2 protein-coding genes are annotated in these 2,270 nt (G+C 55.5%); both read right to left on the reverse strand.

Annotated elements, in window-relative coordinates; genetic code table 11:
- Positions 1–172: 172 nt before the first annotated feature.
- On the reverse strand, positions 173–1,918 hold the full coding sequence (locus B9A23_RS22015; protein WP_084281538.1) for a hypothetical protein: 1,746 nt from the start codon (positions 1,916–1,918) through the stop codon (positions 173–175).
- Positions 1,915–2,270 (reverse strand): hypothetical protein (locus B9A23_RS22020; protein ID WP_217806663.1); only part of this gene is annotated, 356 nt, incomplete at its 5' end. The genes B9A23_RS22020 and B9A23_RS22015, both read right to left, overlap by 4 nt.

Genomic DNA, 2,270 nt, shown 5'->3' on the forward strand with positions numbered 1-2,270 from the left:
AAGCTGTGCAACAAAGGCGTTGGCGGTGTGGTTGATCGGCGTAATCTGGCGTCGGCGATTCCGAAGATCGCCATGGCGAACCAACACCCGGGCCGGTTTATCCCTTCTCCGGCCGGGGTGTTTTTCGGTCACAGCACTGGCTGTGGCGATCTGTTCGCTACCCGGGCCTAGGTTACACCCCGGTCGAAAGAACCGCAGATTGTTGCGTCACTGTTGTCAGACCATCGCCCGTCCCCAAGAACGTGTGCCCTGCCTGCCCATCGGAGGTAATTCCTGCCGTTCGAAGCGTGACGGTCGATCCAGACCCCGCACGCCCTGCCACATAGCTGGAACCGAAGTACGGACCAATAAAGTGCATGTCTATTATCGTGTAAGTGGTGCCGGTGCGGTTTAAACCTAACGACTCGTTTGAACCACTGGCTGATATGCGCGTGCAACCCTTAAGTAAGGTTGGACCAAATAACCGCAAAGAGCCTGCGTCATCAAATGTGCAGTTAGTGAACCTCAAGCGCACGTTCACTGACTGACTTAGTATGCGACGTTTCGCATACATATTGTTTACAATAATTGTTTGACGGTTGATACCAGCTCCGCCAGCGGCGTTCAAGAATGTTGCTTGACCATTTGCAGCAACTTCGGCTGCGGTGGAAAGGCACGTGTAGTCGTTGATGATCGTGTCATAGTTATAGCCGGGATCAATTGGCGATATGCAGTAAGCACCGCCGCTAATTCCGGTGCAGATCATCCCGTCTACGACAGTGCCAATTGAACGATCCTGAAACGCATATGCAGTTCCTGACTGCGCGTCGCCGTCCACAATTGACTGGTGATGCTCGATGTTGACGTAATGCAGATCAAACGCGCCGGGGTGGTTGTCCCAAGCCGCAGCGGTTGTGTTAACCGCCTTCCCGGTGATTGTTAATTCGCGCTGCTCGCCATAGTGCCAAGGTTGCGATGCAGGCCAGATGTTCGTTGTGAAAGCATGGCGCAAATATTGAGCGTCAACCGCGACCTTGGTGTAACGTGAGGCGCCAGCGAGTGAAACGCCGTAACCGTAGGCGTTGTCCGAGTTCAGATCCTTAAGCCGACTAGCTTTGACTTTGATGTCTCCGCGCCAGACGGTGAAGCCGAACAGGGCGCGCGAAGGTGCCTTCTCAAAGTCAGCTTCAATAATGGGATCATCAGCGCCGCGAAGTTCGATCACAGCACCGCTACGCGCAGTGCCGGGTGCGTCGATGTCATCGTAGCAAATGAACTTTGGAAAGCCGATGATGCGCAGTTTTTTCTTCGGAAGAGGTTGAAGCACAATTGATGTCGTAAACTTGCTTTTCAGCAAGCACGAAAGCCAGATGGTGTTGCCTGAGATGCCAAGTATCTGTGCAAGCTCGCCCGATTTGGCTTGAACTGATCCATCGTTGGTGGCGTCATCGCTAGAGCGCACCAACACAACATCGCGGACGGAAAGACCGGCTGCAGAAATAACCGTGAGTTTGCTTACAGGCTCACCAATTGAAGCCACATAAACTTCGGTTGCGATCGCAGTCACGTTTGTGGCCGCTGCCCACGTTGGGTTGAAAATGACTGCAGGTACGGAACGCGGATAGAGGATCGTGCCTGGGCCAATGATTGTGAGATCGTTGTCGCCGCTCGTCAGTGAACTATTGATCCGGTAAGTCCGACCAGCAAGGTTTACGATCTTACCGCCACTGATCATAGCTTGAAGCGGCGTTGCATCGTTGGCGACACCGTCGCCGGTTGCGCCGCCGGCCAAAGCATTTAGCGGTTGCAACCAGCCACGGGCAGAAGGATCGCCACCCACCGCATCAATCGCCGCTGCCGTGAAACCTGAGGCAGGAAACGCTGCCCCTGCCTTCGCCAGCGCTGCCAGCGCCCAGCGCCGCGTTCTGGCGTCTTTCATGCGGAAGCCCTTCGTGTCAGAGCTGCGCCAGCTCCGGCGCTGAATTTGAGATAGCCACCACCATCGAACACGTAAATGCCCGCTACTGCAATGGTGCTGTAACTGGTCCCAACCTCATCGTACGCACGACAGTTGACATAGTTGGTCCCGTCGAGGCTGCGCTGGGGCTGGTACGGCGTCGCGATAGTCCCCACGAACTGTACTTCGGCTTCGCTGAAATCGCGCAAATCCCAAGCAACCGACCTGTCATCCCAGGACTGCGGAGCGATGCCGATTGGCGCCATCGGATATCCAGCAGGTTTGGGCATCACACAATCTCCGCAGAAGCTGAACCGGTGTAGGCGGCGCGGAT

Source organism: Novosphingobium sp. B1, assembly GCF_900176395.1.
Classification (GTDB): Bacteria; Pseudomonadota; Alphaproteobacteria; order Sphingomonadales; family Sphingomonadaceae; genus Novosphingobium.